Source organism: Kluyvera sp. CRP, from assembly GCF_019930565.1.
Classification (GTDB): domain Bacteria; phylum Pseudomonadota; class Gammaproteobacteria; order Enterobacterales; family Enterobacteriaceae; genus Kluyvera; species Kluyvera georgiana_A.
The window spans coordinates 5,028,946-5,053,878 of sequence record NZ_CP082841.1 but is presented as its reverse complement, the minus strand read 5'-3'; the positions used below and the strand labels follow the sequence as shown (position 1 = coordinate 5,053,878).

The window sequence follows — 24,933 nt, the reverse complement described above, 5'->3', positions numbered from 1 at the left end:
CAAAAGCGGCATATTATGCCGCTTTTAAATTGATAGCGTTTAAAGTAATTTTGTTCAGGATGTTTTCGGACTTATTACCCCTGATTAAAATCAATAATAATTGTCGCCATCGATTCTGTAATAAGTTTTTCACGCTGTTGTTCAGTTATTTCCTGAACGTCGGCGGGAAGGTCATAATCTGCAAAGTCTGTGTCATAAAAACCTTTTGTGCTCTCACTGTAATACAAAGCCATAATTAATATCCCTCACATTCCCAACGTAGAAGAATCTTAGATGCGGCGCTCATTCCGTTAACGACATAACCGCCAATAGTTGTTGCTTTTGATGCAGGTAACCTTGTATCGGCGGTACCGGTAAACGGAGAACCAACATCCATCACCGAAGCAAATACACCACCCCCGGTCGCCCCCATCCCCAGACTCACAGAGGCAGTTAGCATTTCATTTGGAAATGCTGTGGGTAACGCTACTGACCACGACCCGCCAACACCAGCGCCCAAAGTAGATGTAATAACGGTTCCCCACATTTTAATGTGGCCATCAGGTGATTTTCGATAGCCCGTTCCCGAACGGAGTGACGTAAATTGCTTGAGGAGTACAACATCTCCTAAACCAAGGTTTTCGAGAACCTTGTTAATCAGCCCGGCGTCGGCCATTTCTTTGAGGGCGTTCTCGATAAGCGGGTATTGTTTATGAGGGTTTGCCTTTGCTTCATGGTCTTTCATGAGCTTATCGGCGTAACCCTTCACCTCAATGACCGCATCATCGACGTATTTGCGGGTCGCCAGCACGACTGACGGGTCGATTTTTAAGGTGATCGCCGACGTGCTCGAGACAACCAGAATCATACGAATGGTCTGCGTTCGACCGCTACCCTCGGCCAGTAACGGCTTATAGGTTTCCGGGCAGTTGGCGACAGCAATCAATATGCCATCTTCATCATAAAGACCGATTTCACGAATGAAGAAACCGCCCTCATTCTCCGGGATGATTTGCTCGGCAATAATCTGACCGGCGTCGTTAGCAGCCACGCCCAGCGAATTAATCGGGGCGATGCGGGTCTGGTTAACGAGTTTTGTCTGAGCCGGGTCAGGTGTCGGCAAGGTACCGCCCCCGTCACCGACGGCCATTTGTGTGATATTCAGTTTTGTACCGAGCGCGGTCGCGTTTGCCAGTCGCGCCGCGCCCTGATTGGTCAGGATGGCAAAATATTTCGTCGTCATGCGCTTACTCGCAGGTTATCAATCAGATGAATGGCCGAAGCCGGATAAAAATCACCACCGACGACAATTTCCTCGGCGGCGTAGGGATAAACGGTTAACAGGTCGCCGTCGTAGCAGCTTGCGCCCACATAAGCGCGCCCGGTGGTGCTCAGGCTGATGGCGAGCCCGGTCAGGTGTCGGCTTGCCGGTTTTGCCCCTTCAATCAGGCGCTCGAGCTCGAGATACATTTCATCGGTGATGCCGGTCTCGAGTACGCCCACAACCAGCCGGAAAGTACCCGGCTCTTCGTTGAGCTCCCACCACTCTTTAACCTCAATCAGATAGCCCAACGGCTCCACCACGCGCCGTAATGCGGCGATGGTGCCTTTGTGGGCGTGAACGTAAAACGCCGAGGCGATGACGCTGCGTTTTGTCGCTTCCGGCCAGCTCTCATCCCACCGGTCAACTGAAAACGCCCACGCCAGATACGGCAGCAGCCGCACCGGGCAGGTACGCCAGTTCCATAACGTGCGAAGCGGTACCGGCACACGCTCGATATCTGCGGCCGCGCGAGCGGCGGCAACCTCCAGCACCGACGAGCCAACAGGCAAGAGCCGGTTATCACTCATCGGCACCCCCGTCAGCGATGCTGTATTCGGTGCAACAGGATGCCTGGTATTTACTGAGCACAATGTCAGCCAGCGGCGCGGCCAGCTCGACACGCTGCACACCTTCGACGTGCAGGGCGGCATAAATCGCCGACTGACGAATGTCGCGCCCGAGTCGCTGTTGTGCGGTGATATACGCCTTGAGCTTTTCTTCAGCGGCCTGACGGATAGGCTCGGCTTCCGGGCCCGGATAAAAATAAAGGGTCGCGTCAATCTGGTACGGCACGATTTCAGCACTCTGCACCGTCACCCGGTCGCCAACGGGGCGCACCTCTTCAGCGTTCAGCGCTTTTTCCACGACGGCCAGCAGGTCATCGGATGCGGTGCCGTCATCCTCGCGTGAAAGTACGGTGATGGTCACACAGGCCGGTGACGGGCTGACTACCGATATATCAGCGACACGCCCGTCAGCGCTGCGGCCATGATATTCATACGCACCGACAGGCCCGGCCACGCTGAGCCCCTCATACGCCTGTTGCGCGCGTAGCCGCAAATCAGCATCGGATTCCATGACCGCCGGTGTCGGCGGGATAGTGCTGTCATCGGCAGGTGTCACAGTCTGACGCTCGGTATTGTTGTTCCCGGCCATCACGTCGAGGTCGTTATTATTCGCATAGGCCAGCGTGCAGGCTTTCCCGGCATCGTTCACGCGCTGACGCCAGATGACTTCGCGGTAGGCGTTTTCCTCCAGATATTTCACCAGCGGCTCAGACTCGAGGGCGAGAGTGCGCGCAACAGCTTCCTGTTGCTCTTCAGGATAAAGCGAGACCAGCGTCGCTTTGCGTTCCGCGAGAATGGTTTCAAAATCCAGCGTTTCCACGAAGTCGGGCGCGGGGAGCTGGCTCAGGTCAATAGTTGCCATAGATTCAACTCACAGGGATGGTTATAGAAAGTGGTTTGCCGGTGGCTTTAACTTCGCCGGTCAGGTCAACAACCATCCGGCCATCAAACTGGCGCTCAACCGTCAGCGCGCTGATGCTGATGCGCGGTTCCCACTTCAGCAGCGCCATATAACAGGCACACATAATTTGCAGCTTCAGCGCGTCGGTCTGCGGCTGGTCAATCAGGGAGAACAGCAGCGACCCATAATCGCGGCGCATCACGCGAGAGCCGACCGGCGTACGCAGAATGTCGCCACAGCTCTGACGGATATGCTCAACGTCTGTGATAGCGCGCCCGGTCTCGCGACTCATGCCGATATAACGGGTCGTCATTTCGTGCCCTCCGTCCAGTCGTTACCGCGCTGAATGCCGCCGTGGTTGTGGTCATCGACCGCTATGCCGTTTGATTTGAACGTGCCGCCGGTGTGCTCGATATCGCCGCTCATCTTCCCGCCTTTGGTGACCTCGAGCGTTGCGGCCGTCAGTTTGTTGGTGCAGACCACTTCCGGGGTATCGAGGGTGATGCGGGTCTCGGCTTTCACCGTCACCAGCGGCACCGTCGCGGTGATAGAATCCGACGCCGTCACGTCTGCGGTTTTGATGCCGCTTACGGTCAGCGCGCCGGTCTCCGGCTCGTATTCGATAACCGCGCCATCAGGAAAGGTGATGTGAAATGCATCAGCCGACGCCGACGGCGCGGGATGGTCATCAGAGAAAATACCCGGCAGCACAAAGGCGGTGTCGAGCTCGCCGCCCACGGCCAGCAGTAAAACCTGCTCGCCCACAGACGGAGCCCACCAAGTGCGAGAGCGACCGGCGCGCGTCGTCAGCCACTGAAGCCAGTCGGTAACGATGCCGCCAGTCTGGACGCGACAACGCCCGTCATCGAGGTCGACTTCGACGATGACGCCAGTGCGTATCATGTTACGCAGGAGGCGCAATACATCCTGAAGAGTTGTGAGAGTATTCATACACTGGATGATGTTGCCTGGGGTACGGAACAGCAACCTAGCAGCGTTTTACCATGGACAGCACAACTTAAGTTAGGCATGCTGATACACATAAATTATGAATAGGAATGTAGGAGTCTTTATTGTGATAAAAGCAATAAGCGATACCCAAATTGATCTGGAAGCAAGTGCAGGATATAAACCCCCAACTATAGAGTCTGGTATAGCCCCATTACCATTTACTGATTTAGGCGATAGGGAGTTTGAACTACTTTCTTATTTGTTGGTGAAGCGTGAAATAGATGAGGGGAAACACCCCCTATTCACAAAAATAGTTTTAATGCAAGGTGTTGGGGAACGAGGTCGGGATTGCATTCTGTATCGTAATGACATTGTTTGCGGAGTTATTCAGTGTAAAAAGATAACCAGCCGAATTAGCAGGCCTGTAGTCATCAAGGAAGTAATAAAATTCTTGCTTTTTTACCTTCTTGATAACTCATTAATGCCTACCCCAGCAACTCATCAATACCACCTCTATGCTGCAATGGATCTATCTGAGCCCGCTGCTATTTTTCTTAATTCTCATATCAGTGAATTAGATGTAGAGGTCAATGAAGGTAGGTTTGACAATTATGTCAAACAAGTCACTGATGATTACGAGTCATTTTCTTGCTTCAGGGAAAACCCACCAGTTGACAATGTGTTGAATTTATTTAAGGGGTTGTCTTTTTCCTTTTCAAACTCTATAGACTTAACTGCTCGCGTTTATAATTATAGCAACCTAGTTTCTTTGTTTTTTAGAACGGTAAGCATAGTGGATATCGAAGGGGCTGATAGAGTATTCAGAAAAGCACTGGATGATTATGGGATTAAATATTTAACAGATGACGATCTTAAATCCGTGCAAGGAAGAATTGGTAATATAGATAAAGAGCATAGAGTTAGTCTTGGAATTGCTGACTTTTACGGTCTTAGTCGGGATTTCTTTAGCCATATGGGAGAAGAGGATTTTAAAGCTGTACTCAGTTCCATTGCAGAAGTTCAACGACTGTTTGACAGACTCATAATAAATATTTCACAAAAAAAGATGAATGAGCTTGTTTTGTCAGAGATTACCGAAAATCTTTTAAATAAAGGTCGCATTCATCCTTTCAGCGTCATTATTGCCCCGCCTTATCTTATTCGTCGAATCTTCCAAGAAACGTTAGGCAAGTCAATATCTAATGAATTTAAATCAAAAGATTTTATGAGAGCGTTGACTAAAAAAGAAACTTTAGAGTTAGTGATAACAGAAACACTCAATAGTAGCAATAGAGTAATGAATGGTGATCTTTCTCATCTTACAGGAAACGAAGATGACATTAATTTCAAAATGAGAATTTTTGAGCGAATACATCAAGGCTTTAGTACAATTACTGATGCTGAGAAACAACTAAGAAAAGATCTTGAAGTCCTACAGCCTATACTCGATGATATTGAAATGAGAGTGACCAAGTTAATTTGTCCACAAAGAACTATTATTATCAATGATACTGCATTTATTGATGACGCGGAAAAATTCAAAAAAGTCATCAATGATTTGATATCCTTTATGTAAAACCAAACATTCAATGATATTTTAATGGGAATGCCGCCAGTCATGCCTGCGGCATTTAATAACTAACGACGTGTTACACATATCTTAAATAGATAATTTGCAGATAATAATATTTTCTATACTTTGTCGGTCTTCAACGTTAAACCCGATGAGCGGTCGGGCGGCGTACTGCACCGGCGAGCTGTTTCGCCCTGGCTTATCCTTCAGACCGTACTGATGCACATTCACCATCCTTTGCACCTTGCCGGTAAATTCCACGACGGCAGCGTCATTTCCCGCCGTGGCTTTCATAAAGCGACTGGTGCGGAGCTTTGCGAACATTTCCCGCTTAACCCGGCCTTTCTTCGCTTTCACCGGCTGGTGTTTTCGTGCGGCGTATGGGGTGCCGTCGGGCGTTTTCTGCGTTTTAATCCGGCGCTGTTGTCGGGCTCTCAGGGTCTTCGCGATATCTGCGGCCATCTTGCGCCGGGCGGTCGGTGACAGCGCCGCAATCAGCCCGGCGAGCTTATCGTCGAACGGTTTAAAGTCATTCATACGAGCGGCTCAGGTGGCTGAGGTTCCGGCACGGTCTCAATATGCAGCTTATTCCCGTCTTCCCTGACGATGGTGCGCTCGGTCAGCATCAGGCTGATACTGATATCGGCGCTGTCGTTGTCGTTGATATCGGCGAAATAGGTGAAGCCTTTTTTACGCCCCTCATCGGTCGTCATGATGTCGGCCTGATGGATGCGCAGCCATGCCTGAATCGGTACGAGCAGCAGCTCGATATCGCCGGTGAAGTCGGTTACCACCACATTGAGCGTGTACTGATTCTCGAAAGACAGTGACGCCGCCAGCGTCGAGGCGAGTTTCCCGTTATCGATAAAGATGCGCATCATTTCGGGATTGCGCGCCAAATCAGGCACGGCGTCAGTTAAGGCTTTTCGCAGACTCTTTGGCTTGTACATCGATTTTGTCCTGGCAGTTTTTTACCGTTCTGACCTGAAGCGCGCAGCGCTCGAGGGCACTTTCGAGCTGGCGTATATCCGCACTCAGATCGCCATTGGTAGTCGGGTCACTTCCCGGCATCGGGCAAAGGCTGACCCTCGGGCAAGCGTTGTAAACAATCACCGGCGTCGGCACAGGCGGCGCGCTGGTGCAACCGGCGCACAGCATCAGGCAAATCAGCACTGTACCAGCGGCGAAGCTGTTCATTCTCATTGAGTAACCTCGTTATAGTCTGTTCCCGGCGTTGCGCCCGAGCCCCGGCATCGATGAGCTCACCACGCAGTAAGACCTGAGCGGTTTCGTTTTCACCACTGATGCGGTGGGCGGTTTTGAGCTGGCTTTTCAGCATGCTGATAACCGTTTTTTGCTCACCCGCGACTTTATTCGCCCGTTCAAAAGAGCGGCTCAGGTTGGTGTTTTCGTGACGCAACCACAGCAGCCCGGCCACGGCCAGCACTAACAGCACAATCAGCGTTTTCATTGCGCCCCCTTCAGGCAGTGAGTACGCTCGCGAAAGCGACGGTTTTCGAGCCCGGTACTACGGACGCCGTTCACATACACCCAGCGGGTGAGCTGGTTACAGGCTTGCCACCATTGCTGGTGCTTCAGGTGATAAACCAGCGTTGAGCGACAGGCCGCGCCGGTGCCGACGTTAAAGGCGAAGCTGACCAGCGCGTCATACACGGCGGGGGGCATTTCCATCGGCACACAGACCGCGAGTCGTTTCTCGACGTTCAGCACGTCGGCAACCAGATTCACGGCGGCTTCTTTCTCGGTGATATCCCGTTTCGGTACCACCCCGGCAGTGTGGCCGATGCCTGACGTCCACACCCCCGCGCTGCACTGGTAAGGGCGCAACCGGCAACCCTCGAGGTCGGCAATCAGCGCGAGCCCCTCCGGCGAGGTGTGAAGCAAACGAAAATCAGGCACCAGTGCCGCCAGCGCCAGCACGACGGCCACACTGCAACGTTTAACGATTGAGGCCACGAATCACCCCCTTATCGATACCCATTGAAACGAGATAGTTATACGTCTTGCGGCGATACCAGAAATTCACCAGCGCGGTGAAGATGGCACAGCCACCGCCGATAACAATCGCCAGCTTTTCGGGCGTCTGCGTACCGAAATACGCCAGCGCCACTGACAGCCAGTAGGTCAGAAAGGTCGTGATTTTTTCCATCGTCAGTCCCATAGGTTCACGGTCTCCGATACCGGCGCGGCGTCGACTTCAGGCAGACTGACCGCCGTGCCGTGCGGCAGGACGACGCCCAGCTCGGCGAGACCCGGATTAGCCAAAAGCACCGCCTCGACCACGCCCTCAGTACGCCCGTAATGGCGCTGACATAACATGTCGAGCGTGTCGCCCTGATGCGCGATGACGTTCATCAGATTTGCCCCACGATGCAGCGCGCTTTGTCCTGGATACGGGCAACCGACCAGCGCATGTCTCGCCACATTTCGTCGATGGTGTCCTCGATGCTGTCGGCCTTTTTGTCACCTTTGGCGCTGGCATCGACGCCGCGATATTTCTCGTACAGTGTCGCGGTTGTCATCGAACAAACGGCGTTGAAGTAGTGGAAGACCCGGACGCTTTCGCCGTCGATTTCATCCGTTGGCACATCCTCGAGCCGCGCATATCCGGCGGCGAGCTGAAGGTCTCGCCAGTCGGTCAGCTCGGCGTTGGTCTCGGCCATCGCGGTTTTAATTGCCCGGCGCAGACGCACCGGCGTCACGGTCTGCTCGAGGCGCATCTCATCGCGTATACGCTTCGGATCAACGTCAGGGAAAAAGGCGTTGTTTTTTATCACCGGCTCTTCAACTGGCACCGGCGGGATGACCATCTGGTCGCGCGGTTGCGTCGGGTTGTTCATCACAATCGTGCTCATGACTACCTCAGTAAATAGGTGGGCGGTGGTCGCCGGTCGCAGTTGCGGTAAATTACCGACATTGACCAGCGAGCCGCCCGGCGCGGGGCGCGTTCGGTTAACCGGCGACTTTCTTCGGGCGTCCTCGCCCTCGTTTCACCGGTGAATCTGGTTTTTTAGCGGGTGCCTTTTTCGCGGCGGTTTTCTTTTCCGCTTTTTTGGTGGCGACCGGCTTCGGGAATACCTCGCGGGTGAGCGTCTCAATGTCCTTGCGAACACCGGCGTTAGTGTCGAGCTGTAAGGCGCGTTTCAGATGTCCTAACGCCTCAGGAAGCTGACCGGCATCACGCAGGGCCAGCCCGGTAACCTTATGCAGTCGGGCGCGGACTTCGTCGGGCATGTCGGCGGCTTCAGTCATGCCGATGACCTCGAGCAACTGAGCGGCGTCGACGGGCTCACCGGCGATACGGGCGCGGGTTGCCGCGAGCGCGACCTCTTCGGCCAGCATGTAAGGCGCGGGGCGGGAATGGTTTTCCGGCATCGAGAGACCGAAGCGCAGCGCATAACGCGCAATCTCAATCGCGCCGGTGATATCCCCCGCATCAAGACGCCAGAGCATCACCGTCATCAGAATGTCATCCTGTGCGCCGGTGCCGCTTTCCAGTACGCCAGCGACCCACGGCAGGTACAGCGGGAGTAATTCGCGTTTTTTATCCGCTTTGCGTTCTTTCGAGCGGATATCTGAAAGCGTCCGGCGGTCTGCGGCCAGCTTAACGAGCATTTGCTCGTAAGCTGAGGCATGACGCAGCGGGGCGTTTTCCCGCTGCGATGCCCTGATAGCCGAGACCCGCATCGCGTGACGCTGTGCGGGGGTTGCCATCGGTTAAGCCTCCGTGCCGTCAGGGGTGTCAGCGTCAGCCGGTGCGGTACCGGTCAGGGACTGCATCGCCTTGACCATTGCCGCCGCGAAGATTTCCGCGCTGGCCGCTTCCGGAGTGTCGGTTTCTTCCGGCTCGAGGATCTCGATATTTTCAATCAGACACCCGGCCTCGTAGTCCTCGATGACGAAATCGACTTTGACCTGTTCGTAGTTTTCCACCTGGTCGAGTTTCGGGTTCTCGACGATGTGGCGGCGGTGGCCGTCCTCGTACAGATAAATCGAAATGTTATCCAGCGTGGTGATGAAAATGCTGTTCGCCGGGAAGAACGGCGCGCGCACCGCCTGAAGCTGGCCGATGGTTTTCTGGCTGATAATCAACTCACCGGCGAGCTGTTCACTGTTCGCCTGGAATTTATTAATCATCGGGAAGTATTTGTCGGTCAGGATGCGGCGACCACAGATGACAACCATTTCCGGGTTTTCGCGGTGAATTTCCGCGACCAGCGATTCAAACGCATCCATGACCAGCGCGTCGAGGTTGGCGTAATGACCGCCTTTGCCCACCTTGATGGTGTTCGAAATCACGGTACCGTCATCGTCGGTGATGCTGGACATCACACGCTCAGGCGCGTCTTCACGGTATTTCTGCAACCAGCCGACGGCCACGTCCTGAAGTAACGGGTTTTTGGTACGGTCAGAGGTCGCCGCGCGGCTCACCCCGTTAAAGCCGATGGTGATGTAGTCCAGCGCCTGACGCTTGATGATGGCGTTGCGAATGCGGATCTGGAAATCCTGAAAACGCGCCCACAGGTCGAGCTTGTTGTATTTCAGGTGATAGTCGAAGTTCACCGGGTGGCAGAAATAACGGTACGCATCCATTTTCGAGAAATCGGCGGTTTTACGCTCGACGCCGCCGTCAGTGTCGGCGGTGCTGGCAATGGAGCCGGTCACATCGATGCCGACTTTCTCTTCGGTCAGCTCGGAGACGGTCACCATGTTGATGAGCTTCAGGAAGCTGGACGACTGCTGGATTTTGTCAAACAGGGTCTGAGTGACCGACGGCTCAACGGTGAATTTCTTGTTCAGGTCGCTGACCTCAATGCCGTTCAGCTCGGCGATACGGCTCAGGTACTGATTGAATTTAAAACGGGTCTCTTTACGCATGGGTTTTGTATTCCTTCGGGTTTATCAGGGGTTAGCAGTCGGTCAGCGTGGAGCCAGCCGCATCACCGTCGCCACCGGCGCTTAATTTGCGGCGCGGCTGCGTTTTGTCTTCGGTGTGTTCCAGCGTGGTTTTGATGGTGCTGAATTGCTGCGTGGTGGCTGCGGCCTGTTCGGTCAGCGCCTTTTTGACGTCGGCGAGCTCGGTTTCAAGCTGACTGAAACGTACCTCGACACTCTCGCCGCCGGTCTGCACCTGCTCGGCGATGGCGGTCACGGCTTCGTGCACGTCACCGAATCGCGCGTCGTCACTGGCCTGTTTACGGCTGAAGATGCTTTTCACGGTGTCGCTCAGCTTGGTGATGATGGTCTCGGGCTGGTCTTCGAATTCCAGCGCGGCGAAGGTCGCCACTGAGAACAGGTCATCAGGCTGGTCTTTCTTCCCGGCTAGTGGGTTTTGGTTGGCACGGGAGCAGAATTGCAGGTATTCGGTACCGAGGCTCGCCGGGTCGTCGGTGACCGCCAGCCCGATGAGGCCGCACTTGCCGGTGTTGGCAAAATTCGGGCGAATTTCCATCGAGGTGTAAACCTTCTGACCTTTCGCCAGCAGCGCGAGCAGGTTGTCGAGGGGGGCGATTTTGCCGAACAGCGCCAGCTTGCCATTGAGCGCCGAATCGTCGTCGATCACTTCCGCTTTCAGCTCCACCACATCGCCATAACGGCAGAACGGACTGTCGGGGTAAATACCGCGAATATGCTCGAGGTTGATGCGACAGCCATAGACGCGCGGGTCAAAGCCGTCGGCCATGTCCTGAATATCGGTCGCACTGATTACGCGACCGTCGCAGGTGTCACCCTCGACGCCGATGCGAAACCATTTCGAAATTTTTTTAGCCATTTTGTCAGGTGTCCTGAGTTGGGTTATCGGGTCGGTTGTAGTTTCCCGACTCAGCCCCTCAGCAGCCACCGGTTACAGAAGTGCAACCCCTGACACAACAGGGGTTTAGCGATTCATCCCCCCTGAATCTTTAGCCTTGCCGTGTACTCATCACGGCGAGGTTTTATGACCACTACAACCGACACAACATTACTCAGCGACCCGCGACGACAGGCCGCGCTTTTGTTCTGGCAAGGGTTCTCCGTGCCGCAAATCGCGGAGCAATTGCAGGTTAAGCGCCCCACGGTGCAGAGCTGGAAGCAGCGTGATAAATGGGAAGAGACCGCCCCACTAACCCGGGTCGAGTTCACGCTCGAGGCGCGACTGATTCAGCTCTACGCAAAGCCCGACCTGACGCCGCACGACTTCAAAGTCGCGGATTTTCTGGCGCGCCAGATGGAGCGCCTCGCAAGGGTTAACCGCTACGGCCAGACCGGCAACGAGGCCGATTTAAACCCGAAGGTGGCCAACCGCAACAAGGGGGAAAAGAAGAAGCCGAAAAAGAATTTTTTCAGCGAAGAGGCTATCGAGAAACTCGAAGAGATTTTTCTCGAGCAGTCTTTCGACTATCAGCTCGAGTGGTGGCGCGCTGGACTGGCGCACCGTATCCGGCACATCCTCAAATCACGCCAGATTGGCGCGACGTTCTACTTTGCGCGTGAGGCGTTACTACAGGCGCTGAAGACCGGCCACAACCAGATATTTTTGTCAGCCAGTAAGACGCAAGCCTATGTATTCCGTAAATACATTATCGCTTTTGCCCGACAGGTGGGCGTCGAGCTCACCGGCGACCCGATTGTACTCGGCAACAATGGCGCGGAGCTGATGTTTCTCGGCACCAACGCCAACACCGCGCAAAGCCACAACGGCGACCTGTATGTCGATGAAATTTTCTGGATCCCCAACTTCCAGAAGCTGAAGCGCGTCGCCGGTGGCATGTCGTCGCAGGAGCATTTACGCACGACCTACTTTTCGACCCCGTCGTCGCTGGCACACGGTGCCTATCCGTTCTGGTCGGGCGAACAGTTCAACCGTGGACGCTCGGACAAGAGCGAGCGGGTCGATATCGATATCAGTCACGCCGCACTCGCGAAGGGTGTCGCTTGCCCTGACGGCCAGTGGCGGCAGATTGTCACCATCGAGGACGCACTCGCCAAAGGGTGCACCCTGTTTAACATCGATACGCTGAAGCGTGAGAACAGCGTCGACGAGTTCCGCAACCTGTTTATGTGCGAGTTCGTCGACGATAAAGCGTCGGTCTTCCCGTTCGAAGAGCTTCAGCGCTGCATGGTCGACAGCCTCGAAAAATGGAGCGATTACGCGCCATTTGCCGACCGGCCATTCGGTCACCGCCCGGTGTGGATTGGCTACGACCCGTCATTACGGGGCGACAGTGCCGGTTGCGTCGTCATCGCGCCGCCGGTTGTCGCCGGGGGTAAATTCCGCATCCTCGAACGTCACCAGTGGAAAGGCATGGATTTTGCCCAACAGGCCGAATCCATTCGCGAGCTCACACAGAAATACACCGTCGAATACATCGGCATCGATGCGACCGGGCTCGGTCAGGGCGTCTTCCAGTTGGTGCGCTCGTTCTACCCGGCAGCACGGGAAATTCGCTACACGCCGGAAATGAAAACCGCGATGGTGCTGAAAGCTAAAGACACCATTCGCCGCGGATGCCTCGAGTACGACGTCAGTGCGACCGACATCACGCAGTCGTTTATGTCGATTCGTAAAACCATGACCAGCAGTGGCCGCAGCTCGACCTACGAGGCCAGCCGCACCGAGGAAGCCAGTCACGCCGATCTCGCGTGGGCAACCATGCACGTATTAATCAATGAGCCGCTGACCGCCGCGACCGGCGAACAGTCATCCAGCATTATGGAGTGGAATTAATGAGCAAAAAACGCAACAAGCGCCAGCAGCAGCCGCGCACCGAAAACCACACCGCCGCACCGGCACAGAGCATGGAAGCGTTCACCTTCGGCGAGCCGACGCCGGTACTCGATCGTCGGGATATCCTCGATTACGTGGAGTGTATCGACAACGGCCAGTGGTACGAGCCGCCGGTGAGCTTCTCCGGGCTGGCGAAGAGCATGCGCGCCGCCGTTCACCACAGCTCGCCGATTTACGTGAAGCGTAACATTCTGGTGTCGACCTACATTCCGCACCCGCTGTTATCGCGTCAGGATTTCAGCCGGTACGCGCTCGATTATCTGGTCTTTGGTAACGCCTTTCTCGAAGAGCGTACCGGCATGACCGGCAAGCCGTTAAAGCTGGAAACCTCACCGGCGAAATACACCCGCCGTGGAATCGAGGATGATGTGTACTGGTACATTCAGAGCTACACGCAGCCGCACAAATTCAGGGCCGGTTCCGTCTTCCACCTGCTCGAGCCTGATATTAATCAGGAGCTTTACGGGATGCCGGAATACCTGAGCGCGCTTAATTCAGCCTGGCTGAATGAGTCGGCGACGCTTTTTCGCCGCAAGTATTATCAGAACGGCGCCCACGCCGGGTACATCATGTATGTGACTGACGCCGCGCAGAGCAGCACCGACGTCGAGGCGCTGCGAAAGGCGATGCGTGATTCGAAAGGGCTCGGGAATTTTAAAAACCTGTTTTTCTACGCGCCGCACGGCAAGCCGGACGGGATTAAAATTGTGCCGCTGAGCGAAGTCGCGACAAAGGATGACTTTTTTAATATCAAGAAAGTCAGCGCCGCTGACCTGCTCGACGCGCACCGCATACCGTTCCAGTTGATGGGCGGCAAGCCGGAGAACGTCGGCTCAGTGGGCGACGTTGAGAAGGTGGCAAAGGTCTTTGTGCGTAACGAGCTGACCCCGCTTCAGTCGCGCTTCATGGAGCTGAACGAGTGGGCGGGTGAAGAGATTATCCGCTTCGAAAAATACACGCTCGGCGACGACGAATAACCCCACCCATAGCCGCCCGTCGTGGCGGCTTTACCCCCACCGCACACAACGCCCTCAGCGCCACGACACGCCGTCGTCACACCTCAACACCTTACGACTCACCCACGACCGTTTAAACGCCACAGCGACGCGCTCAGGCGCTGATAAATAAAAATAAATACCACGCTCAGCGCGCAATGCTATCCCCGCCACGCCTGCCCGCTTTATGGGGCGGTTTTAATGCAGTTGCACAAACTCGCCGGAGGCGCGCCAGCACTGGCGGTGCTCAGGCGCGACAGGGGTGGAAAACGCATGCAATTCGATGCAATAGCGCATGCAGGGCTAAAAATTGCTGGAAATAGGGGAAAAACGCATAAAAAACCGGCATCAGTGTGCCGGTTTGATTAGTCTCTTAACTTTGCTCATCTGATTACAGCCAGTTACGAATCCATGGTTGATAATGGTCCCTGATTCTTCTCAAATAAATGTCTACATCTGTTGTAGTTAGCCCATTTTGATTCGTTAAACAAGAGTTTATTAAGTCCGTTGCAACGGTACGATCAGTCATATGAGATGATGGTGTACCGCTTGGAACAATAAGAAATGCATCTCTTTTTATAATGCGATATACATCCCTGAACTCATCACGGTTAACCCTATGTGTAACCCCCTCAATATTCACATATTTATTTCTGACGTCGTTAGGGTCTAAACAATATCCATTCCATTGAATACAGTAATCTTCATTTGATTGTAATTGATTCCTTGCCTTTATCTTTGATAAGTCCGCTATGTCGTTAAATTCGAAAGGGGGCATCTCATCAGTGATAACGATGAAGAAATTCTTATGTTCATAATGGGGGTCGTAATAAACATTGATTGAGTCTATGCTTACTTCTGTGATGAATCCACCGTAATTTATGGCAAACTCCTTGTCTTGTTTTAATTTTGCTCCGCGATAGTTTAGATCTCCACCATCCGATTTAATCATCCATAGCGCGTCACTTGTGCTTTCTGAGCTAATTGTGTTGTCAATGCATGAAAGGAATAATGCGATATCTATACTTGATGTTAATTTTTCCACTCTGTTGATGTGGGGGACAGACCTTGCTATTGCATCATCAAATGAATGCAGAAAATCCCAACTTTCAGATTCTTCTTTATGTCTGGCGTGGGCCTCTATTAGTCTTTTGTTAGATTCAAGTTTTGATTTGTAATACTCAGATATATCTTCCAATGAAGAGAACCGGTCGTTTGGATTATGCATGATACACTTTCCAATTATCTCATCCAGAATGGCAATGAATTCACTATCATTAATGTAAGATAACTTTTCTCTTCCGTTGCCCTTACTCACATCCCCAGTGCTAAAATATTGCATAATCTGACCAAGAGCGTAAATATCGCTACGAATTGTCACCTCATGATTTCCAGAAGACTGCTCAGGTGCGGAAAATTTATAGTTTGCCAGTCGTTCGCTTTTTCTGGTTTGTGATAAACGAGCAAAGAATTCATCATCGAATCTAGATATTCCAAAGTCTCCGATGACATAAGCATCAGTTCCACTATCAATAAAAATATTTTCGGGCTTAAGATCTCTATGTATAACGCCATGATTGTGAATATGCTTTAAACCATTAAATAAATCACTGAATAATTTTCGAACATCTTTTTCATATTCTTCCACAGAGTTTTTATTGGCAAAGTCATTTTTTAATGATCGACTATATCGCTTCATTATGATAATGAAATAATCAACGTCATCGATTTGTATTTTATCTAAGTGATAGTATTGGACAATGTTTTCGTTGGATGGCATTTGAGACACGCAAAAAAACTCATCTTTAAATCTATCTGTTTTACTATGGTCACTGCTAGGTTTTAAGAATTTTATTGCAAAATCATGATCTGATTTAGAAAAAAGAAATACATTGCTATTACCACCTTCACCAATTTCTTTTTTAAATTCAAATCTCCCTACATTAGTATCAATCCATTGTTTAGCCTTCAAAAGGCTTGATATGCTTTGAGCAGACATGCGAATCAAATTCCTTGTTAAAGTTTAGACCTCAACCACATGCTAACAAACATAGGGCTGAGGTTTGAACATTTTTCAGCAGCTAACGCCAGCTTTCATCTTCCCAGACTTCTTGCAGGATACTATCCAGCGCTTCACGGTCTGAGTCTTTATCGAAAATAGTGGTCGAGTTGAGTTTTTTATCCTCCTTCAAACCATGCCACAGCTAACGTCTTGCGGTGCTTACTGTTAGACCGCGCCGACGCAAAAAATTAATTCTTGCACCAACGCAGTCAATCTATTCGGCCTTGTAGAAAATTTCCTTGCTCTTTTCGTTGTCGTTTTCGCTGTGGGCAAGGTCAGCGATTATAGTCAGTGCGAGCTTTAGATCCGCTGGTTTGCAGTTCGCAATCAAAGACACCTCGGCAATGAATTGTACACATGCCCACTTTTGCTGCGTCCGGGTGATATGTTCCCCAACCATGAAACCCTCCGAATAAACACTGTATATTCATACAGTATCACGTTATGAGAAATAATTGAAAGCAAAAAATCTCTCATTCGTTTTAGGTATGTGCATGATATAGATGTAATTTAGCAATCCACACGTCTTGCGGTTGCAGACAATTCCTCAACACGTTTAAGGATTTTCTCTGTTTTTTCTCTCTGAATGCTAGTCTTTACCTGCCGGGATGGCGCAGAAGGGAAGATCTCACCACTGGCCGAACCTTTTCGCCATTTGCCATTAATGCAACTCGTGCCGCCAGCCATTAAATGCAGAGCTTCACCCCGGCTTATGGTTATTCCGGTGGTCAGGCGAATCTCATCGACAGTCTTCTCTATAGCCGTGTGTTTCTCTTCAGAACCGTGGATGTACGGCGGCTTTTTCGCTGGTTTTGGCTTCCTTAACCGCTTCGTCAGTTCACGCTTTTCATGTCGACTTAGTGGTTTCGATAAATCAAGTACTGGCGGCTCGCTTTCGCTCCCCGTACAGTTATTGACAGAACTCCGAGGGACGGCAAAGCCGTCCTGAAGGTCAACGGCCAAATCAACGACGCGCTTCGGAACAATCTTCCATTGCGTGAGTCTGGTTAAAATTGGAGTGCCGGCACCGACGAGGGAATCGTAAACACCACGGATGGCGACAGTTTCCTCGCCGTACTGATTAAACTCGGCTCGTGGCTCGTACAATGTGCGTACCTGCAAGTCATCACGGCGCACGAATGGCCCACCCTGAGCATTGACATAACCAGCCCAATCACCAGCGTCAGCCGCATCATGAACAGCAGCAAACTCAACGCTGAGGCCGTGCGCGGTCTCGGTATCAGCAAGGCGGCGCAACTCGCGGTAGACAGTCACCGGCGCACCACCGATAAACTGAAATTGACGAATGTGCCACCGTGCAGCCCATGCGGAAACCGCCGGTGCAGTCTCTTTTAACAGCTCGCCGCTTTCATCATCGGTTTCACCATCGAGTGCATAACCATCGATATTTTTCGAAATATATTTCGCGACATAGCCGGTCGCGCTGCCTTTTTCCGGGTCGATAGCTTCAGCGTGAAAGCGCGCTTTTTTGGCTTTATCACTCTTCAGTTCGTGGCGGTCTTCTTCCCACGCATAATGGCGAATGATGAGGCGAACACGTTCGACATCTTCAGGCAACATAAACATCAGCATATGCCAGTGAGGGGTTGCATCATGGTGTGGCTCAGCTACACGGATCCCGAAAATACGGATTTCTTCACGGTGCAGCTTTGCCCGGATTCTCGCCCACAGACCAGTAAGATATCTTTGCGTGTCTGACGGGCTGGAGCCGTTCCATTTACTGTTACGGTAACCCGCTTTAATCGTGGCGTGATATTTAGACGGCGCAGTCAGGGTGTAAAACTCCCCGACATAACCGAGCTCATTACAGATATTTTCAAACCCGCGAATGCGGGTCATGAGTTCACATCGGCGAATAGCAGGGTTAGCAACGGAGCCATCATATTTTTCAATCAGGCTGATGCGGTTGCCGTCTTCGTCTTCGAGCTCCAGCCCTTTGAGAAATTCACGGGTGCGGCGCTTCTGCTCGCGCCAGTCGGTGACGCAGTTTTTACTCGCATACGGGCGTTTTTTCTTGCTGACATTGCCGACGGCAATTTGCAGATGTTCGCGCCATGCAGCCGCAACGCGACGCAGACGACCGCGCCACCATGACTCAGTAAACATACGAATAACGGCGGGAGCGATGTCGTCCTGATTGAAAACTTTGCTTGTCACCCGTTCCCAATGGGGAGGGGTAACATTGAACTGGCGTGAGATATATCCGGCGCGCATATACCAGGTATAAAGCGTTTTGAGCTCGCCGAAATCACTGTCATCAATATTGGCAAGCTCACCACGAATGAAGTTCGCTATATCAGCGGCGAGTAAATCAATGTCGGCACGCGCCATATCTGGAAGGCGGTTGTATCGCGCCACCATATTGACCATACGTGATGCCAGATACTGAATTAACTGCGTATCAAACTGACCACCAAAAACATCATCAGATACATTTTGGTTAATGCCAGCACACTCATATTTTTTTGCGACCAGTTCTAGGCGCGGCAATGTCTTTTTACAGAAGCTGATTAAAAAAGCATTGGCTCGCTGACTACCCTGATTTTGCTCCAACATCGCAGCGGTGCGGTAAACGTCAAAGCGCACACTCTCGGGCTGAAGAGAAAGTGCCTTTCGCGCATGCAGCAAAGCCGCGAACATACGATCGCGGCTTTGTTGTTGGTCATAGGTCAGGTATGGGCTTGCTATTGCTGACCGTGGAGTGTTCCACGGGTAAGCGTAAGCCAACTGAATACTACTCACTACCAACCTCGAGAAGCACAGCTCGTTCGTCAGCTTCCCGGCGCTGTTGCAGCTCTATCAACCCGACCAGCAGACGAGGGTGAAAACCTTCCGCTTTTAGCCCCCAAATCAGGCGAGTCAACTCACTTGCTGTAAGCTGTTGGGTATCATCAGCCATCAGTGCAGCTCCTGAGATTCGTTTTCGTAGCGAGCGGCCTCGCGGCGCAGAAGTTCAGCTGCTTCCTTGCCACTCATATTCATCTTGGTAATGTGAACGGCCAGAGCCTCGAGACGGATGGAAACGGCTAAAGCGCGATCTTTGCGCTCTTCTTTTCTGGCCTCTTCAAACAATGTCGCCAATACGTCTTCGCCAGTACTGCTCGGCGTTGATAAGAAAATAGTTCGACTCATAAAGCCTCCTGAATTTGGGCAAAAGAATGCCCGACGGGTTTACGCCATTAATTTCTGTTGTGGGTTAATTCGGCATGGTTAGCCGTTTTGGAAATAAGCTCACCACTGCACGAAAATGATTCATCGCTGTAATAAGCGCTTTTTTCTCGTCAGTCGTCAGCTCACTTAATTCGAGCTCATGACGAGCTGTCGATATTTTTGCCAGAAAGAATATTGCGGCTAGTGCGCGGCCATTCTCTTCAAACAGTGGATCACGTTTATTACGCATGTCGCGGATAAACTGCTCGACCTCTTTCCAGCCATCACCCCAAAACCGGGCGCGTAACTCAGCGATATGATTCAAACCGGCCAGTCGTTCACCGGCGGTCAGTGGCGCAGACAGTTCAACAGCTTCGAGAGCCATGATTCCCCCTGCTTATTGGTCGACAATCCAGCTAGTAAATCAGCTTGCGAACGGCTCGGATGCCAGCGCTTACCGTTCTCACCTGCAATCCAGCCGTGGCCGTAATGCATCGATGGGCTTTGCTTAACGAGTAGTGATGCAAAAGATGGCTCTTTAGTCAGCATAACCACCTCACACCAAACCAAATGTTGCGCCGATGCCGGTCATGGTATCGACAACGCTCGACATGGCCGGGTTAGCCTGTAGGCGAGCTTGTAAAGCTAGGGCCGAAAGCGACAACATGCGAATCCCTGAATTTACACTCTCAACCATGCTGTATTTGCGGTCAGAGGTCATACGCTCTGTCGACACAGCACCAGTTGCCAGCTCACCGAGTTCGCTCATGGCACGCATGACATAAGTCTGCAGCTTGTCTTTTGCTAATTCATTCACCGGCACACAAGGCAGACAATGAATCTGCGCCAGAAAACCATCAACAAGGGTTGAGTCTTCTGTCAGGTCAGTCAGTAGCCACAATTCAGGTGGCGTAAACTGGTGAGGCTGTTCTGGGTTGAGCTTGTTACGTAACGTTTGAACATTCATCCCGGCGCGCTCTGCCAGTTTTGCCATGTTGTGCCGCTTAGCAAATGCCCGGCACGCTTCGTCATAGTGAGAATGTTTGGAAACTTGAAAATCAAACATGTGCTTTCCCTTCAAATCTTAAATAATCGAGTTTTCAAGCAGTCACATAGCGGCAGTTGAGGCCTTGCGCCAGAAGGCGAGCGCGAAAGGCAACCATATTGATACGTGCAGCACCTCCATCTTTTTTACGAGGCATGAGGAGTAAGTCACCATCGGCAACCATCTGTTTTACTGTGCGAAGGCTGTAGCCATAGCGTTCAGCAAATTCGTCATATGTCATGAGGTCCGCGCCTGACGGGATTGCAATTTGTGGAGTCATAAGTGATTATTCTCAGTTGAGTGTAAGTACAGTGCATTGGCGTGCATTTTTCAGTTTTAAGCAAAATCTAATCTTATTTATTTGAGGTGTCAAATTGGATTTTTGCGATAACTTGGATTTTTAAGATGAAATTGGACGAACTAGAAGGTGGAAAGGCAGTGTTGCAGCGCATGCTAGACGCTTATGGTTTTACTATGCAAAAGCAGCTTGGCGATATGCATGAACTATCATCTGGCACGATCAGTACATGGGTAAGGCGAGATTATTTCCCCGGCGATGTGGTGGTAGCTTGTGCTCTGGATACTGGGGTTTCGTTGCGTTGGTTGGCGACAGGGAAGGGGAGTAAGTTTGATGCCGACTACACACAAAGTAGGATGAAGACGTTAACCCGTTTTGATATTTTGGCGGGCAACTTGATTGAGAATGACAAGTGGATTGTTGATGCATCGCTACTCTCGGATGTTATAACGAGCCCTAAATACATCTGTAAGGGCCAGGATTCTTGGGTTGTCGATTTTGATAAGACTGATATTTCTAATGGTCGTTGGCTGCTCAGTATCGATGGTGATCATGATATCTATGACGTTGCTAGAATCCCAGGCAACAAAATCAAAGTAAGCAACTCGGGCACTGATTTCCAGTGTGCTGTATCAGAGGTTGAATGTATTGGTCTGGTACACCTAACCCTAAGCAGAACTTACTAAAATAATTATGGCAATAAAGAAACTAGCCTCTGGTGATTGGCTTTGTGATTTCCGTGTCGATGGGGCTGATAGCCGTCGTGTACGAAAGAAGTTCACTACTAAAGGGGAAGCTGTTGCCTTTGAGCAGTATTACCGTGAGGAGGCTCAAAATAAGCCCTGGATGGGTGAGAAGGAAGATCGTCGACGCCTGAGTGAACTGATTGAGCTCTGGCATAACCTACACGGGCAGTCACTTGTTGCCAGCAAATCGAGATTGGCAAAACTGCATATAGTTTGTCGGGGTCTTGGTGATCCAATTGCGATCCAACTTACAGCGAAAGATTTTGCACACTATCGCGATAAACGTCTCAAAGGTGAAATTAATAACGGCTATCACGCTAACCCTGAAAAGTGGATTGCCAAGCCTGTCACTGTGAACCGGGAGCAGCAGTATCTTGAGGCCGTGTTCAATGAGCTAAAACGCTTGGGTGAATGGAGTCTGCCTAATCCTCTCGAAGGCGTTCGAGTTTTCAAAGAAGCTGAAAAAGAAATGTCGTGGCTTACCCAGCCGCAGATTCGCGAAGTGCTCAACGCCTGTGAATCCTATGGGAAAATTTACTTAACTCGCATCGTCAAAATATGTCTTGCGACTGGAGCTCGCTGGAGCGAGGCAGAACGTCTTACGCGTTCACAACTTTCACCCAACAAGCTGACCTTCACGAAAACGAAGGGCAAAAAGAACCGTACGGTACCCATCCCTCAGTGGTTATATGATGAGCTTGCTCCTTTGCAGGGAAAAATGTTTCATCCTTGTTATCAGGAGTTCAAAAAAATGCTCGCGCTGACCGATATACAGTTAGCCGAAGGGCAGAAAACTCATGTTTTACGCCATACATTTGCTAGTCATTTTATGATGAATGGCGGGAATATTTTAGTCTTACAACAGATTTTAGGACATGCGAATATCCGAGAGACGATGCGATATGCACATTTTTCCCCTGATCATCTTGAAGATGCTGTAAGTCTAAACCCATTATCAAATTTAAGTTAACTATAAGGTGAAAATATGGATATCGAATCTGTCTCTGATTTTGTTAAAATTGCATTATCATGGCGAAATGAAGGAAAGAGTCCAACTTCATTTAGAGGGCAAAAATATTCAGGTTGGTCTATGCTTCCAAAATTATTTAGACCAGATGTAAGACTTTATGAGCATGAAAATTATACTGTCCGAGACATTGTATCTATTCATCCTGAAGAGTTTTCGAAAGATCAAACTATGTTCGATCGTCTCGTCAGAATGCAACACTTTGACTTACCGACTAGATTACTGGATGTGACTATTAACCCGTTAATAGCATTATGGTTTGCTACTGAAGACTTTAAAAAGGATAGACGGTTACAAGATGGATTGGTTTATGCTTATTTTGTTCCTGAAAGCAGAAAGAGATATTATGACAGTGACCGTGTCAGTTGTATGTCAAACTTAGCAAATCTCAAGATAAAAGATAAATCTGAAGTTTTTGAAATTATATCACGAGATATTGGGAAAGATGCTTTTAATAAAAATAAATCTGTTGATCAGCTTTTATATCATATAAAAATGGAGAAGTCTCATTTTCGAGATATAATAAACCCATATGATCTCGTACATCCAATATATGTTAAGCCAAAAATGTCAAATAAAAGAATAATTGCTCAATCGGGCGCGTTTTTTTTATATGGTGCAAATGGCTTCAAGGGGACTAAACCAGAGGAGTGGATAAAGCGAGAGTATGTAATCATCCAGGCAAAGCACAAGAAAAAAATAAGAAAGGAATTAGAGTCATTAGGTGTCCATGCCAGTTCACTTTTTCCTGAAATTGATAAGACTGCAAATTTTTTAATTCAAAAATATCAAAATGATAGTGCTGTTACCGAATGATCTTTTTTCTGTCTTGAAAATAATATTTTTATTGCCTCATTTTAAGAGGCAATAAAAATAACGTGCTTTAATCTAATTTCTAATTCATTTTGAATAAAAGGTGTGTGTTATTTTAATGAAGATATTAGGGTTTTAATATGCTAATGATACTTTCACCAAAATGAATGTAAAATGTATATATAATAGTTATACTTGGAGGAATGAAATTAGTCAAAGTTGTAATCCACCATTGTTTTTTGTAAGATTTAGAAATCAAATACAAACTTTTAATGTGTAAACCTGATATATCTGTTAATCTGCTTAATTCCTTTATGTCTTCATCGTTTTTTAAATTGTTTTTTTGAACTTTTAATAAGATATGGTTGTATTTTTTTTCATGAAAATCTCTTATTCTTTTTTCCTGAGGTGATGTTTTCAGTGAGGGATTGTGGTTGTTCTTTTTATCTTGGGCCTCATTAAGTTCTTGATTTAATTTTTCTCGCTGCTCATTCATTGATGAGAATGTTGATTTGGTATCATCCATCAAAGAAATATGTTTTCCAATAATATCTCTGCTTAATATTCTAAGCTTATAAGCATTTAATGCACGTTCATATCTATTGTTTTTAATATCGCCAAGAAAGCTTACTATTGCTTTTATAAAAATTGCAACAGCAGAAATAAAAATCAATTTACTCAGTTGATTCGGAACCACACCAAAACTAAAAAAATAAATACTAAGTTCTTTTAAAGTTATTATTTTTGTGTGTAATAATATATAAATTGAGTTTAGAGCGAAAAAAATCCATATTAATTTCGAAGTTTTTTCTGATATATATGATGTCGTGTAAAATCGAGATATGGGTATAATTCGCTCCAAAAATATAACATTTTCTTCTTCTTCTTTCATTTGATTACCTATTTATCAATTTTATCAATTTTATCAATTTTATCAATTTTATCAATTTTATCAATTTTATCAGTAAAATAGCTTCAGAAAAAGATGCTGTAGATTGTAATGAGAAATGACCATAATTTGCCCATGCAGCATGTTTTTGGCTGCACTTCATTGCCCTGTAGATGACTTTAATAGTATGTTTTTAAAGAAATATTTTTAAATATCAATAGCATTAGATAGAAGCGTCTTAACTAAGATTCGCGCAAGCGACATCCTGTTAGAAAAGGGCTGGCCGAAAGGCTGGCCCTTTTTTTATCCTCAAACGCACCATTCGTTAACATTTAGTTGTTAAATCATTTACAATGCCCTCATTCATTGGAGGGTAGTGTGAGCGGCAGAGCATCCAACATCACAGCACTGAAACAGTGGGCCGCCAGGCTTGCGCTGTTAGCTATGGCGCTGATTATCTTTGCTCCGCTGGTCTCTGTATCGCTACAGCAATCGCCGATGAGCGCGATGCCTGGTATGCACCATGACATGACCATGCCGATGCCCACTCATCATTCGATGCCGGACAGCATGCCCATCGACCACGGTGAGGCCTGTGGCTACTGCGTGCTGTTGGCCCATGTTCCCGGCATGATGCTGGCGCTGTGCGTACTGCTGTGCGCGCTGTTGCTGCGCGTGACGATTACCGCTTTCCCGCCTCTGGTGACCCACTGGCGCTATTTCCCCTGGCTCTTCCCCGATACCCGCGCGCCGCCGCGTTTGTCTGCTTTACCTGCTTAAAAATGATAAATGACGCCTTAGCGT

The 24,933-nt window shown here is 49.9% G+C and carries 34 protein-coding genes and 1 pseudogene; 7 read left to right on the top strand and 28 right to left on the bottom strand.

Going from position 1 to position 24,933, the window contains the following annotated elements:
* Window positions 1-74: 74 nt before the first annotated feature.
* Genes K7B04_RS23930 through K7B04_RS23905 form a run of 6 tightly spaced genes read right to left on the bottom strand, consistent with a single transcriptional unit; the run spans window position 75 to window position 3,721 of the window.
* Complete coding sequence (locus tag K7B04_RS23930) at window positions 75-233, bottom strand: hypothetical protein (protein WP_223803189.1); 159 nt, start codon at window positions 231-233, stop codon at window positions 75-77.
* A 2-nt stretch (window positions 234-235) separates the two neighbouring features.
* Window positions 236-1,222, bottom strand: a complete 987-nt coding sequence (locus tag K7B04_RS23925) for a phage tail protein (RefSeq protein WP_223803188.1) — start codon at window positions 1,220-1,222, stop codon at window positions 236-238.
* On the bottom strand, window positions 1,219-1,830 hold the full coding sequence (locus tag K7B04_RS23920; RefSeq protein ID WP_110140879.1) for a phage tail protein I: 612 nt from the start codon (window positions 1,828-1,830) through the stop codon (window positions 1,219-1,221). Before K7B04_RS23920 ends, K7B04_RS23925 begins: the two co-directional genes overlap by 4 nt.
* Window positions 1,823-2,731, bottom strand: coding sequence for a baseplate assembly protein (locus K7B04_RS23915; protein WP_223803187.1), 909 nt, complete (start codon window positions 2,729-2,731; stop codon window positions 1,823-1,825). Before K7B04_RS23915 ends, K7B04_RS23920 begins: the two co-directional genes overlap by 8 nt.
* A gap of 4 nt (window positions 2,732-2,735) precedes the next feature.
* Window positions 2,736-3,083: a GPW/gp25 family protein gene (locus tag K7B04_RS23910; RefSeq protein ID WP_223803186.1), complete on the bottom strand. Its 348-nt coding sequence runs from the start codon at window positions 3,081-3,083 to the stop codon at window positions 2,736-2,738.
* Window positions 3,080-3,721, bottom strand: a complete 642-nt coding sequence (locus K7B04_RS23905; RefSeq protein ID WP_223803185.1) for a phage baseplate assembly protein V — start codon at window positions 3,719-3,721, stop codon at window positions 3,080-3,082. Before K7B04_RS23905 ends, K7B04_RS23910 begins: the two co-directional genes overlap by 4 nt.
* A gap of 124 nt (window positions 3,722-3,845) precedes the next feature.
* On the opposite strand from K7B04_RS23905, the gene K7B04_RS23900 reads away from it, so the two are divergent.
* On the top strand, window positions 3,846-5,297 hold the full coding sequence (locus K7B04_RS23900; RefSeq protein WP_223803184.1) for a hypothetical protein: 1,452 nt from the start codon (window positions 3,846-3,848) through the stop codon (window positions 5,295-5,297).
* An 84-nt stretch (window positions 5,298-5,381) separates the two neighbouring features.
* Here K7B04_RS23900 and K7B04_RS23895 read toward each other — a convergent pair whose 3' ends face one another.
* The 11 genes from K7B04_RS23895 to K7B04_RS23845 form a co-directional block, all read right to left on the bottom strand.
* Window positions 5,382-5,831: a phage virion morphogenesis protein gene (locus K7B04_RS23895; RefSeq protein ID WP_223803183.1), complete on the bottom strand. Its 450-nt coding sequence runs from the start codon at window positions 5,829-5,831 to the stop codon at window positions 5,382-5,384.
* Entirely contained in the window at window positions 5,828-6,244 is a 417-nt protein-coding gene (locus K7B04_RS23890; protein ID WP_110140869.1) for a phage tail protein, read from the bottom strand. The genes K7B04_RS23895 and K7B04_RS23890 overlap by 4 nt, the downstream gene beginning before the upstream one ends.
* Window positions 6,207-6,452, bottom strand: a complete 246-nt coding sequence (lysC, locus tag K7B04_RS23885) for an Rz1-like lysis system protein LysC (protein ID WP_249221867.1) — start codon at window positions 6,450-6,452, stop codon at window positions 6,207-6,209. The genes K7B04_RS23890 and lysC overlap by 38 nt, the downstream gene beginning before the upstream one ends.
* A complete protein-coding gene (lysB, locus tag K7B04_RS23880) occupies window positions 6,352-6,765 on the bottom strand; it encodes an Rz-like lysis system protein LysB (protein WP_110140865.1) in 414 nt (137 codons plus the stop codon). Before lysB ends, lysC begins: the two co-directional genes overlap by 101 nt.
* Complete coding sequence (locus K7B04_RS23875) at window positions 6,762-7,271, bottom strand: lysozyme (protein WP_223803181.1); 510 nt, start codon at window positions 7,269-7,271, stop codon at window positions 6,762-6,764. The genes lysB and K7B04_RS23875 overlap by 4 nt, the downstream gene beginning before the upstream one ends.
* Entirely contained in the window at window positions 7,255-7,476 is a 222-nt protein-coding gene (locus K7B04_RS23870; protein WP_223803180.1) for an HP1 family phage holin, read from the bottom strand. The genes K7B04_RS23875 and K7B04_RS23870 overlap by 17 nt, the downstream gene beginning before the upstream one ends.
* Window positions 7,467-7,670, bottom strand: coding sequence for a tail protein X (locus tag K7B04_RS23865; protein ID WP_223803179.1), 204 nt, complete (start codon window positions 7,668-7,670; stop codon window positions 7,467-7,469). Before K7B04_RS23865 ends, K7B04_RS23870 begins: the two co-directional genes overlap by 10 nt.
* Window positions 7,670-8,170: a head completion/stabilization protein gene (locus K7B04_RS23860; protein WP_223803178.1), complete on the bottom strand. Its 501-nt coding sequence runs from the start codon at window positions 8,168-8,170 to the stop codon at window positions 7,670-7,672. Before K7B04_RS23860 ends, K7B04_RS23865 begins: the two co-directional genes overlap by 1 nt.
* A 97-nt stretch (window positions 8,171-8,267) precedes the next feature.
* On the bottom strand, window positions 8,268-9,029 hold the full coding sequence (locus K7B04_RS23855; protein ID WP_223803177.1) for a terminase endonuclease subunit: 762 nt from the start codon (window positions 9,027-9,029) through the stop codon (window positions 8,268-8,270).
* Window positions 9,030-9,032: 3 nt separating this feature from the next.
* Window positions 9,033-10,193 (bottom strand): phage major capsid protein, P2 family, encoded by a 1,161-nt coding sequence (locus K7B04_RS23850; RefSeq protein WP_223803176.1) that lies wholly within the window; start codon window positions 10,191-10,193, stop codon window positions 9,033-9,035.
* A gap of 31 nt (window positions 10,194-10,224) precedes the next feature.
* On the bottom strand, window positions 10,225-11,088 hold the full coding sequence (locus K7B04_RS23845) for a GPO family capsid scaffolding protein (RefSeq protein ID WP_223803175.1): 864 nt from the start codon (window positions 11,086-11,088) through the stop codon (window positions 10,225-10,227).
* A gap of 165 nt (window positions 11,089-11,253) precedes the next feature.
* On the opposite strand from K7B04_RS23845, the gene K7B04_RS23840 reads away from it, so the two are divergent.
* Together K7B04_RS23840 and K7B04_RS23835 are read left to right on the top strand one after the other, a co-directional pair.
* Window positions 11,254-13,023 (top strand): terminase ATPase subunit family protein, encoded by a 1,770-nt coding sequence (locus K7B04_RS23840; protein ID WP_223803174.1) that lies wholly within the window; start codon window positions 11,254-11,256, stop codon window positions 13,021-13,023.
* Complete coding sequence (locus K7B04_RS23835) at window positions 13,023-14,060, top strand: phage portal protein (protein WP_223803173.1); 1,038 nt, start codon at window positions 13,023-13,025, stop codon at window positions 14,058-14,060. Before K7B04_RS23840 ends, K7B04_RS23835 begins: the two co-directional genes overlap by 1 nt.
* 409 nt (window positions 14,061-14,469) lie before the next feature.
* Here the strand turns inward: K7B04_RS23835 and K7B04_RS23830 are convergent, their stop codons facing one another.
* The 10 genes and pseudogenes from K7B04_RS23830 to K7B04_RS23785 all read right to left on the bottom strand — a co-directional run bounded on the left by K7B04_RS23830 (window position 14,470) and on the right by K7B04_RS23785 (window position 20,597).
* Entirely contained in the window at window positions 14,470-16,077 is a 1,608-nt protein-coding gene (locus K7B04_RS23830) for a protein kinase (protein ID WP_223803172.1), read from the bottom strand.
* Between the two features lie 82 nt (window positions 16,078-16,159).
* Window positions 16,160-16,234: pseudogene (locus K7B04_RS23825) on the bottom strand (DinI-like family protein); the annotation flags it as partial.
* A 120-nt stretch (window positions 16,235-16,354) separates the two neighbouring features.
* On the bottom strand, window positions 16,355-16,540 hold the full coding sequence (locus tag K7B04_RS23820; protein ID WP_223803170.1) for a hypothetical protein: 186 nt from the start codon (window positions 16,538-16,540) through the stop codon (window positions 16,355-16,357).
* Window positions 16,541-16,650: 110 nt separating this feature from the next.
* A complete protein-coding gene (locus K7B04_RS23815; protein WP_223804217.1) occupies window positions 16,651-18,894 on the bottom strand; it encodes a replication endonuclease in 2,244 nt (747 codons plus the stop codon).
* Between the two features lies 1 nt (window position 18,895).
* Window positions 18,896-19,060, bottom strand: a complete 165-nt coding sequence (locus K7B04_RS23810; RefSeq protein ID WP_223803169.1) for a hypothetical protein — start codon at window positions 19,058-19,060, stop codon at window positions 18,896-18,898.
* Window positions 19,060-19,293, bottom strand: coding sequence for a DUF2732 family protein (locus K7B04_RS23805; RefSeq protein ID WP_223803168.1), 234 nt, complete (start codon window positions 19,291-19,293; stop codon window positions 19,060-19,062). The genes K7B04_RS23810 and K7B04_RS23805 overlap by 1 nt, the downstream gene beginning before the upstream one ends.
* A 64-nt stretch (window positions 19,294-19,357) precedes the next feature.
* The gene (locus K7B04_RS23800; RefSeq protein ID WP_223803167.1) at window positions 19,358-19,696 is read right to left on the bottom strand and encodes a DUF5347 domain-containing protein; all 339 of its coding nucleotides are present in this window, start codon (window positions 19,694-19,696) and stop codon (window positions 19,358-19,360) included.
* On the bottom strand, window positions 19,660-19,860 hold the full coding sequence (locus K7B04_RS23795) for a phage filamentation protein Fil family protein (RefSeq protein ID WP_223803166.1): 201 nt from the start codon (window positions 19,858-19,860) through the stop codon (window positions 19,660-19,662). The genes K7B04_RS23800 and K7B04_RS23795 overlap by 37 nt, the downstream gene beginning before the upstream one ends.
* A 7-nt stretch (window positions 19,861-19,867) precedes the next feature.
* Window positions 19,868-20,377 carry a phage regulatory CII family protein gene (locus K7B04_RS23790; RefSeq protein ID WP_223803165.1) on the bottom strand — a complete coding sequence of 170 codons (510 nt, stop codon included), beginning with the start codon at window positions 20,375-20,377 and terminating at the stop codon, window positions 19,868-19,870.
* Window positions 20,378-20,411: 34 nt separating this feature from the next.
* Window positions 20,412-20,597 carry a hypothetical protein gene (locus K7B04_RS23785; protein WP_223803164.1) on the bottom strand — a complete coding sequence of 62 codons (186 nt, stop codon included), beginning with the start codon at window positions 20,595-20,597 and terminating at the stop codon, window positions 20,412-20,414.
* Window positions 20,598-20,761: 164 nt separating this feature from the next.
* Between K7B04_RS23785 and K7B04_RS23780 the strand changes: the two genes are divergently transcribed.
* From K7B04_RS23780 to K7B04_RS23770, 3 genes are read left to right on the top strand one after another with little or no spacing between them, the layout of a single operon-like run.
* Window positions 20,762-21,340, top strand: coding sequence for a phage repressor protein CI (locus K7B04_RS23780; protein ID WP_223803163.1), 579 nt, complete (start codon window positions 20,762-20,764; stop codon window positions 21,338-21,340).
* 7 nt (window positions 21,341-21,347) lie between these two features.
* The gene (locus K7B04_RS23775) at window positions 21,348-22,370 is read left to right on the top strand and encodes a site-specific integrase (protein ID WP_223803162.1); all 1,023 of its coding nucleotides are present in this window, start codon (window positions 21,348-21,350) and stop codon (window positions 22,368-22,370) included.
* Window positions 22,371-22,385: 15 nt separating this feature from the next.
* On the top strand, window positions 22,386-23,243 hold the full coding sequence (locus K7B04_RS23770; protein WP_223803161.1) for an FRG domain-containing protein: 858 nt from the start codon (window positions 22,386-22,388) through the stop codon (window positions 23,241-23,243).
* A 124-nt stretch (window positions 23,244-23,367) separates the two neighbouring features.
* Here K7B04_RS23770 and K7B04_RS23765 read toward each other — a convergent pair whose 3' ends face one another.
* Window positions 23,368-24,132 carry a hypothetical protein gene (locus K7B04_RS23765; RefSeq protein ID WP_223803160.1) on the bottom strand — a complete coding sequence of 255 codons (765 nt, stop codon included), beginning with the start codon at window positions 24,130-24,132 and terminating at the stop codon, window positions 23,368-23,370.
* Between the two features lie 375 nt (window positions 24,133-24,507).
* Between K7B04_RS23765 and K7B04_RS23760 the strand changes: the two genes are divergently transcribed.
* The gene (locus K7B04_RS23760; protein ID WP_223803159.1) at window positions 24,508-24,909 is read left to right on the top strand and encodes a DUF2946 domain-containing protein; all 402 of its coding nucleotides are present in this window, start codon (window positions 24,508-24,510) and stop codon (window positions 24,907-24,909) included.
* Window positions 24,910-24,933 lie beyond the last annotated feature (24 nt).